The organism is Streptomyces torulosus, from assembly GCF_001419765.1.
Lineage (GTDB): Bacteria > Actinomycetota > Actinomycetes > Streptomycetales > Streptomycetaceae > Streptomyces > Streptomyces torulosus.
Genome location: NZ_LIRK01000658.1, coordinates 1 through 9,075 on the forward strand (window position 1 = coordinate 1; position 9,075 = coordinate 9,075).

The following is a 9,075-nucleotide window of genomic DNA, read 5'->3' on the forward strand; positions in this document are numbered from 1 at the left end:
GATCGCCCTCTTCGGCTACGACGGTGTCGTCCTCGCCCTCAGCACGGCCCTGTCCCTGATGCTGCTGATGTTCCTGCTGGCCGAACCCCTGCGCAACGCGGGCCGGTTCACGATGGGCGACGCGCTGGCCCGGCGGATGCCCGGCCGGATCGTGCGCATCACGGCGTGCGTCGTGACGATCGCGGCGCTGATGCCGATGATGCTGGTGCAGCTGGCCGGCACGGGTGACCTGCTGGCGTTCATCCTCGGCTTCTCCAACGACAGCCTGAAGACCGGTGTCGTGGTGATCGTCGGCGCGCTGATGATCGGCTACGCGGCGATCGGCGGGATGAAGGGCACCGCCCTCATCCAGATCATCAAGATCGTGATGCTGCTCGGCTCCGGCGGGGTCATCGCCGTACTGATCCTGAACAGGTTCGACTGGGACCCCGGCCTGCTGCTGGGCGCCGCGGCCGAGAAGAGCGGGGTCGGCGCGGGCTACCTGCAGTCGGGACTCCAGTTCTCGGGCGGCCACTTCCCGGAACTCGACATGATCAGCGCCCAGTTGACCGTCGTCCTCGGCGGTGCCTGCCTGCCCCACGTCACGATGCGCATGTACACCGCGCGCAGCGCCCGTCAGGTCCGCCGATCCCTGTCGTGGGCGGTGCCGTCGGTCGCCCTGTTCGTGCTGATCATCTCGGTGGTCGGCTTCGGCGCGACGGCCCTGATCGGCCGCGAGGTCATCGCGGCGGCCGACGCCCAGGGCAACACGGCCTATCTGCTGGGTTCGATGGCGGCGTTCGGCACGGAGGTGTCCACGGCGGAGACGCTGCTGTTCACCACGGTCGCCACCGCGGTCTTCCTGACGCTGCTCGCCTCGGTCGCCGGCATGATCCTCGCCTGCGCCAACTCCCTCGCCCACGACGTCTTCGCGGCCGTCGCGTCCGAACCCCTCACACCCCGCCGTGAGATGACCATCGCCCGGCTCTCCGCGGGCGCGGTCGGCGTCACCGCGATCGTCCTCGCCACACTGGTCCAGAACCGCAGCCTGCAGCCGCTGGTCACGCTCTCGTTCTGCCTGGGCGCCTCGGCGATCGCCCCCGCCCTGGTCTACGGCCTCTTCTGGCGCCGCTACACCCGTACGGGCCTGATGTGCACGCTCGTCGGCGGCACGCTCGCCGTCCTGGTCCTCATGACCGGCACCAACCTCGTGTCCGGTTCCCCGTTCGCGGCGTTCCCGCGCGCCGACTTCAACTGGTTCCCGTTCACCACGACGGGCCTCGTCTCCATCCCGCTGGGCTTCGCGTGCGGCTGGCTGGGCACGGTGTGGTCCGGCCGCGGCAGGGCGGAGGAACAGCGCAGGCAGTACGAGGCGGTCGAGGGATGGATCCTCGCGGGAGCGGTGAGGAGGGGCACCGAGAGCTGAGCCCGCCGAAGGCCCCCGGAACCGGAACCGGCCCCTGGCCGGGATCAGCGCCCGACGGGGATCGCCCCCGGTCGGGGGCCAGCCCTTGAACCGGGATTCCCCCGGCCGGGGACCGGCCCCTGAAACTGGATCGGCCTCCGGCCGGGGCCGGCCCTCAGTCCCCAGCCGGAATCGGCCCTCAGCCGGAATCAGCCCTCAGCCGGGACCGGCCTCAGCCCCGGCCCTCGGCCCTCGGCCCTGAGTCCGTGAGCGCCGACAGGCTGTCGCGGACGTAGTCCATCTGCACCTTCAGTCCCTCTCCGCGCTCGGCGTGCTCGCGCAGGACCCGCTCGGTGTCCCGTGCGACGCGCTCCTCCCGGACCCGTGCCTCCGCGATCACCTCGGCGGCACGGGCCTCCGCCTCCGTCTGGGTCTGCGCCGCGTGCCGCTCCGCCTCGGCGAGAGCCCGCTCCGCCTCGACGACCGCGGCCTCCGCGCGGGCGACCCGCTCCACGTGGCGCGCGTCGAACACGGCCTCCCGCTCGGCGACCGCCCGCTCGATGTCGGCCACCCGCTCGGCGAACTCCTTGTCGATCTCCGCGAGCATGCCCTCGGTGCGCTCCCGCACCTCCCGCAGCGCGGCCAGCGCCTCGGTCCGCCCCTCCTTCACGGACAGCCGCGCGGCGATCCGCAGATCGTCCGCCTGCGCCCGCGCCGAGAGCACCCGCTGCCGGGCCCGCTCCTCCGCCTCGCCGCGCACCTGGTCGGCGTACGCCCGCGACTCCTCCCGCAGCCGCCGCGCGGCCTCCTCGGCCTCCTCGACGAACCGCCGGGCATCGGCACGGCCGCCCTCCCGCAGCGCCGCCGCCTCCTCGACGCAGAGGTCGAACAGCTGCCGCGCCCGCCCACCGAGCGCCTCGTACGTCTGTTCGGGCAGCCCGGCGACGGTCTCCCGGAGCCGGGCCAGCTCCGCGCCCATCTCCTTGGCGAGCACGGTCAGCCGGGCCGCCCGCTCCCACGCCGCGTCACGGTCCCGCGAGAGGGCCGCCGCGCAGGCGTCGACCTGGTCGGGGCGGTAGCCACGCCGTACGACGTCGAAGTCGAAGTCGCACCCGTGGGGCGCCGTCGGTGCGCTGCTCATGCTGGGAACCTCTCGCCGGACGCACACAAAATGACGATGTGGCGCATATCTTGATGGATCCGACAGACGTGTTCACAACACGACACTCCGGGCGAGGGGCCGGGCGGCGGAAGCGCGTCACGCGACACGGCGGACAACGCCGAGGGGCCGGGCCCGGTCGTACGACCGGGCCCGGCCCCTCATCACGTTCACACCGTCGGCGCCGCCGTCAGCGGCCGCGGCTCACAGCAGGCCGTCCCACATCTGCTCCAGCAGCACCGACCACCAGCTCTCCGGCGAGCCGAGCGCCGCCGGGTCCAGGGCGGCCAGCTGCGCCTGGAAGTCGACGGTCCAGCGGCCCGCCTGCTCCTGGTTCAGCCCGAACCGCAGCCGCCACATCCGGCCCAGCAGCGCCAGGCAGCGCGCGAACTCCGGCAACCCGGTGTTCACGAACTGCGGCGGTACGGGCGCACCGCCCGGCCCCGCCTCCACCGGCACCGCCACGATGTTCGCCGTGCCGTACTGCACACACAGCGCCTTGCCGAAGTCGCTGCCCATCACCAGGTACGACCCCGCGTCCGCCGCCGGCTGCACACCCCGCTCCTGCGCCAGCTCCGCCAGCGTCGGCACCGGACGGCCCGGCTGGGCCTGCGCCCAGAAGAACGGGCCCATGTCCACCGGCAGCCCTGCCACCACCAGCGTGTGCGCCACGATCGGCGGCACACCCTGCCGCGACACCGCCTGCTGGTCGAACCGGAACACCCCCGGCCCGAACGCCGCCGCCAGCTCCTGCCCGATCGCCTCCGGCGGGATCGGCGGCGCCGGCTGCACCGGCGGCAACGGCGCACGCACCGGCGCGAGTCGCGCCGGACCGTCCGCGACCTGGTGCAACTCGCCCTGGTGCGCCAGCAGCTGCGCCATGCCCTGCTGCCGGCTCGCGTGGTCCTTGCCGTACGGGGCGATGGACGTGATGCGCGCGTTCGGCCACTGCTCACGGATCATCCGCGCGCAGTAGGCACCCGGCAGCTCGCACGACTCCAGCTCCGTGTGCAGCTCCAGCACCGCCTCCGGCGGAATGTTCAGCCCGCGCAGCTCGTGGAAGATCTGCCACTCCGGGTGCGGGGTGCCCGGCGCGGAACGCCGGATCACCTGCTGCTCGGAGCCGTCCGGCGCGCGGTACCGCAGGACGGCCTGGTAGCCGGGACCCACGGTCGGCTGCCCCGTCGGCTGCTGCGGATACCCGTACGCCGGCGGACCACCCATCGGCTGCCCGGGGTGCCCCGGCTGCCCGGGATGACCAGGGTGACCGGGATGCCCCGGGTGGCCCGGCTGTCCGGGCATGCCCTGCGGGCCCGGCGGCATACCGGGCGGGCCGGGCGGCTGCGGCATGCCGGGCGCGCCGGGACCGCCCACTGGGGGCCCGGCCAGCATCGTCTCGGCGTGATGCACCGGAGCGGGGCCACCGGGCGGGGTGCCGGGCTGCCCCGGAGCACCGGGAGCACCGGGCGGCTGCGGAGCCCCCGGACCACCCACGGCGGGCCCGGCCAGCATCGTCGCCGCATGGTGCACCCCACCGGCGGGCGTACCCCCCGGCGGATTCGGCGCACCAGGAGCACCAGGAGCACCAGGAGCACCAGGAGCGCCCGGCTGACCCGGAGCACCCGGAACACCGGGCGGCTGCGGAGCCCCCGGACCACCCACGGCGGGCCCGGCCAGCATCGTCGCCGCGTGATGCACCCCACCGGCGGGCGTACCCCCCGGCGGATTCGGCGCACCAGGAGCACCAGGAGCACCAGGGGCGCCAGGCGCACCCGGCTGACCCGGAGCTCCGGGCGCACCCTCGGGCCCGTCCGGACCGAGGGCGGAGACCATCTGCGTCGGCACGTACGCGCCAGCCGGAGCGGACGGCGGAGGCGTGGCGCCAGGACGGGCACCCGGCGCACCCGGCACTCCCGGCGGGGGCGGCGGCGTACCCGGCCCACCGCTCCTGCCGCCCCTGCGCGGGGGCGGCGCCGCCTTGCTCGTCGCCGCGTCGGCGATGTCCCCGGCGTGCGGCGCCAGCGGACGCCCCGGCGGCGGAGTACCGGGCCCCTGCGGGCCGCCCTGCGGATACCCGTACGACGGGGCTCCGGGCGGCGGGGTCCCCGGCCCCTGCGGGCCGCCCTGCGGGTATCCGTACGACGGCGTACCCGGCGGCGGAGTCGCCGGACCGGCCGGCGACTGCGACTGCGGCTGCCCCGACGGGTCAAGGACGGGAGCCACGGCCGTACGCGGGAGCCGGCTGCCACCGGAGATCAGCGCGGTCTTGGCCTCGGGCAGGGCGCTGGGCGGCGGGGCGTCGTCCTCGTCGCTCACCTCGGTCAGCTGCGGCGCGAACACCGTGTCCGGCAGCGGCACCGAACGGTCGTCCTCGATCTCGGCGTTGGTGTCCGTACCGGCCCACGGGGTCGCCCCGTCCGGCACACCCGGCACCGCGTCGTGCGGCTCGGCGTCCCTCGGCGGCGGCACCGCGTCCCGCACCTCGTCCTCCGCCGACGCGGCGGCCGGCCACGGCGTGGCGTCCGCCGGCACCGACGCCCCGCCGACAGAAGCCGGGGAGGGCGGGGAGGGCGGACCCGACGGCCCGGCCAACGTCTCCGGCATCCCACCACCGGCCACGGAGCCCGCCGGACGCGACCCGGCACCGTCCGACCCACCAGCAGCGGCTCCGGCACCGGCAGCCGAAGCGGCCCCGGCGCCCGAACGGCGGTCCGGGATGCCCATCCGGTCCGCCGCGTCCTGCAACCACTCCGGCGGAGTCAGCAGGAACGACGTCTGGTTCAGATCCACCCGCGCCGGAGGAGCCGGCGCCTCGGCGGGCGGCGCCTCCGTCCGGCCGTACTCCTCCTCGTAACGGCGGATCACCTCACCCACCGGCAGCGACGGCCACAACGTGGCCTCCCCGCTGTCCCGGGCGATCACCAGCCGCTGCGCACCGCCGTCGGACCGCGGACCGTCGGCCCGGTCCTCCGCCCACACCACGAACCCCAGGTCGAACTCCCGCACCCGCACCTCACGGTGCTGATACGCGGGCAGATCACCGTTGATCCACTCCTCGGCGCGCTCCTGCGCCTGAGCGAACGTCACCATCGAGAACTCACTCCCCCACCGACGACGTGGCGGCGACCGGCACGGCGCGGGCGAACCCACCGTCCACCATCAGATTCGCCACCGTCTCCAACTCCGGCGGATTGCCCGCCAACCGGGACAGGAACACGTCGAAGTCCTCACCGGCGGGGAGCAGCAGCCGCTCCACCCGCTCGGCCGGCGGCAACGACGGATCCACGTCACGGGCGTCGTCGTACGCGCAGAACCACACCGATCCGATCCGGTCGCCCTTCACCTTCACCGCGACCAGCCCGCCCTGCGCGAACGCCACCGCCAGGTAGTCCTTGGTCAGATGGTCCCGCAGACACTTGTTGACGTACACCAGGTCATTGATCGCCGCCTCGTCCCGCACCGTGAAGAACGGCTGGTCCACCAGCAGCCCCAACTCCGCGTCCAGCGCCGCCCCCACGGGAGCGCAACCGCCCGCCGCCTTCAGGAACGACCGGTACGCGCCCGGCAACCGGTACCCGAGGTCCTCCTCGACCCCCTGCACCTGCGACTCCGTCACCGCCACCGCCGACGACTTCGGCAACCCGAAGTGCGCCGGCCGCGTCTCCTGCAACGGCCGCGTGCCCCGCTTGCCCTGGTCGACCCGCGCCGTCGCGATACCCCCGTGATGCCGCAGCAGCGCCTTCACCTCGACCGGCACCAACTCCAGCCGCCGACTGCCCACCACGTGATGCCACGTCCAACCGTGCGGCGTCGCCACCGGCGGAATCGTGTCCCACAACTCGTGCCCCGACGCCGCCAGCGCCGCGTTCGCGGACACGTAGTCCGTCAACCGCAGCTCGTCCACCCCGAACCCCTCCGGGGGATCGGCGATCTCCGCCGCGGCACGCGCGTAGGGCGAGAAATCCGGATAGCCGTGCGCGTCCACACGGACACCCCTCGGATGACGCGCGGCCCGGACCGGGTCCGGAAACTGCACGACCTGCCCGGCGTAGGCCGCGTTCGGCGGCGCGGCTTGCTGCCCGAGCCGACCTGTCGTCATGGCGGTAGCCCCCTGCGGCGTTCTCGACCTGTTCTGGTACTGGCTGACTGTGCTGGCTGACTGGTCGTGGCGTCTGTACGGACTGACCACTGGCGGTGAAAAAGGCCCGTCAACGGCCCCTTCACACTCCCCGACCCGCCCCGGACCCGCACTCGAACGCGGGACCCGCACGGATCGCGGTTGTCGACAGCCTATGCGGTACGGCGACCCCGGTCACCGGCCCTCCGCTACCGTGACCAGCCGTCACACCACCCTCACCGTGTGCCGAAGCCCGGGCGTGTCGCACCGCCCCAGCTTCCACACCGGCCACGCCGTTTGGCACTCTGTGTCCGCTGACGGGGGATGCGACAGGAGGGGATGACGATCATGAGCACGACGCAGGCAGGACCCTCGGGTGATCCGCGCATCGGCTGGAGCGCCACCGAACTACCGCACACCCCCGCCCTCCTCCATCGCCGCGACGGCATCCTGCCCACCGTCGCCGCCGCCCTCTCCGTACGCGGCGAGACCCTCACCGGCACCGCGGCGCGCGGCGACCACGCCCCGCCCCTGCACCCCCTCGTCCAGGAGTTCCTCGACTCCCTCGCCACCGCGCAACGCGACCGCTTCACCGGCCGCTGCGCCGAGGCCATCCTCATCTCCCGGCTCATCACCACCGCCGACGCGGCCCGCAGCAAGCGCGCCGCCCGCAGACCCATGACCAACGGCGAGGCCCGCAAGGTCCTCAAGCAGGCCAAACTCACCACCCGCCACATCCGCGAGGACGGCGACCCCCTCCACGGCGGCTTCGCCACCCCCTGCCGCTCCTGCACCGCCCTCAGCGCCCACTTCGGCGTCCGCATCGTCGACCCGACCGGGGGCAACTGAACGGGAGACCCGCACCGGGAGTACTGAGGGAAGCCCCCCCCGGAGGAAAACCGGCCTAGCCGGACGGACTCACCGGAACCCCCCGGAACCACCGCCCCGCCCGACACGTCACCTGGTACGCGAGCAAACACACGCCTCACGCACCCCGGACACCTGGAGCCCCTCGACAACCCACACCGACCCCCAGCCGAACCACCGACGAACCCCCCGACGAACAAAGGGCAGATGCACACCGACCGCACCTCCACCACGCGCTTCTCCGTACCCGTCGACGCCGCCCTGCGCGCCGCCGGCTGGCAGCCCGGACGCTGGGACATAAAGCAGGCCGAGTTCTGGGCCGACACCCTGCGCGAGCACACCTCGCCCGCGGGACACCGTCACGCGGTCTTCCCGGCCGCGGTCGAGGCCTGGGCCGAATTCGGCGGCCTCCGCCTCACCTCACAGGGCCCCGGCCGCCAACTCGCCCCCGTCGACCTCCACCTGGACCCCCTGCACGGCCTCCACATGGCCCGCACCCTCGGCGACCTCGGCCGCGCCCTCGACACCGAGGTCTGCCCCCTCGGCCACGAGACCGCCACCCGCGCGCTGCTCGCCATCGACACCGACGGCCGCGCCTACGCCCTCGACCACACCGGCGACTGGTACCTGGGCCCCCACATAGACGCGGCCCTCACGACCCTCCTCACAGGCACGGCCCCGACCCGCCTGACAGCCGGCTGAGCGACCCCGCGCGCACCGCACCGGCCACGCGCAGCCGTACCTGTAGGCACGCGCAGCCGCAGACGTAGGCAGGCGCAGACGTAGCGGCCGAAAGCTCGCTCAGCCATAGCCGTGGACACCAGCAGCCGTACCCGCAAGCACACGCGCGGCCGTACCCGTAGCAGCTGCCGGCCCTCACGCGGCGAGCCGCGGGCAGCCGTCGTGCCGCCGGGGCGACGCTGGCCCCCTGCACCGCGCCCCACGCGGAGCGCTACGCCGGGATGACCGCCGACACCCGGAAACCCCCCGCGTCGGTCGGCCCCGACACGAACACGCCCCCCAGCTCGGCCACCCGCTCCTTCATCCCGAGCAGCCCGTTCCCACCGCTGGGCAGCCGCGCGGCCCCCGCCGCCCCCGGCTCCGGCGGCGGCCCGTTCTCCACCTGCATCGCGATCTCCGCCGAGCGGTGCGCGAGCCGCACGTGCGTCTTCGCCCCCGCCGCGTGCTTGTGGACGTTGGTCAACGCCTCCTGCACCACCCGGTACGCCGTCTGCTCCACCTCGGCCGCATACACCCGCACCTCCCCCTCCACCGACAGCTCCACGACCATCCCCGCGGCCGCCGACTGCCCCACCAGCACCTCCAGCTCCGCGAGACAGGGCCCCTCCCCCACCTCGTCCTCCGCCCGCGAAGCAGCGGCCGCGGCGGCCGCCGCTTCGCGGGCGGAGGACGAGGTGGGGGAGGGGCCCTGTCTCGCGGAGCTGGAGGTGCTGGTGGGGCAGTCGGCGGCCGCGGGGATGGTCGTGGAGCTGTCGGGGGAGGGGGAGGTGCGGGTGTATGCGGCCGAGGTGGAGCAGACGGCGTACC

General features: G+C 74.1%; 7 protein-coding genes. 3 read left to right on the plus strand and 4 right to left on the minus strand.

Annotated elements, in window-relative coordinates:
* On the plus strand, window positions 1–1,405 hold a 1,405-nt coding region (locus AOK23_RS36705; RefSeq protein WP_055716831.1), incomplete at its 5' end, for a sodium/solute symporter.
* 211 nt (window positions 1,406–1,616) lie between these two features.
* On the opposite strand, the gene AOK23_RS36710 is transcribed toward AOK23_RS36705, so the two are convergent.
* The 3 genes from AOK23_RS36710 to AOK23_RS36720 all read right to left on the minus strand — a co-directional run bounded on the left by AOK23_RS36710 (window position 1,617) and on the right by AOK23_RS36720 (window position 6,642).
* Window positions 1,617–2,525 carry a hypothetical protein gene (locus AOK23_RS36710; RefSeq protein ID WP_055716832.1) on the minus strand — a complete coding sequence of 303 codons (909 nt, stop codon included), beginning with the start codon at window positions 2,523–2,525 and terminating at the stop codon, window positions 1,617–1,619.
* Window positions 2,526–2,747: 222 nt separating this feature from the next.
* A complete protein-coding gene (locus AOK23_RS36715; protein WP_055716833.1) occupies window positions 2,748–5,633 on the minus strand; it encodes an SUKH-4 family immunity protein in 2,886 nt (961 codons plus the stop codon).
* A gap of 7 nt (window positions 5,634–5,640) precedes the next feature.
* Entirely contained in the window at window positions 5,641–6,642 is a 1,002-nt protein-coding gene (locus AOK23_RS36720) for an SMI1/KNR4 family protein (protein ID WP_055716834.1), read from the minus strand.
* Between the two features lie 357 nt (window positions 6,643–6,999).
* On the opposite strand from AOK23_RS36720, the gene AOK23_RS36725 reads away from it, so the two are divergent.
* Window positions 7,000–7,509, plus strand: coding sequence for a YwqJ-related putative deaminase (locus tag AOK23_RS36725; protein WP_055716835.1), 510 nt, complete (start codon window positions 7,000–7,002; stop codon window positions 7,507–7,509).
* A 225-nt stretch (window positions 7,510–7,734) separates the two neighbouring features.
* Complete coding sequence (locus AOK23_RS36730; RefSeq protein WP_055716836.1) at window positions 7,735–8,229, plus strand: SUKH-3 domain-containing protein; 495 nt, start codon at window positions 7,735–7,737, stop codon at window positions 8,227–8,229.
* Between the two features lie 250 nt (window positions 8,230–8,479).
* Here AOK23_RS36730 and AOK23_RS36735 read toward each other — a convergent pair.
* Window positions 8,480–9,075, minus strand: a 596-nt coding sequence (locus AOK23_RS36735) for a sensor histidine kinase (RefSeq protein ID WP_420823784.1), incomplete at its 5' end; no start/stop codon positions are given.